Annotated in this window: 1 pseudogene; it reads left to right on the top strand. The window is 69.4% G+C overall.

The window, feature by feature from the left end:
* Window positions 1-248 (top strand): annotated as a pseudogene (locus SB764_RS43235) (RND family transporter); the annotation flags it as partial.

Below are 248 nucleotides of genomic sequence, written 5' to 3'. Positions count from 1 at the left end.
CGCGAGCTCGCGATCACCGCTTCGCTCGGCGTCGCGTACAAGATCGTCACGAATCTGGTGATGCTTCCGTTGGCCGCGTCCCTGCTCAAGGTCGACCCCGGCTATGCGAAGAACGCCGAGCTGCATGCCGCCCGCCGCGGCCGCGTGCTGCGCGTGCTCGCGAAAGTCGCGGTTCCCCGCAACGCGGCGATCATCCTGCTGGCCGCCGTCGTGGTCTTCTGCGTGGCCGCGTGGGAAAGCCGCGACCG

Origin of the sequence: Paraburkholderia sp. SIMBA_027, assembly GCF_046535315.1 — a bacterium.
In the GTDB taxonomy this organism is placed as follows: Bacteria; Pseudomonadota; Gammaproteobacteria; order Burkholderiales; family Burkholderiaceae; genus Paraburkholderia; species Paraburkholderia tropica.
This window is presented reverse-complemented; position numbering and strand designations above follow the sequence as displayed.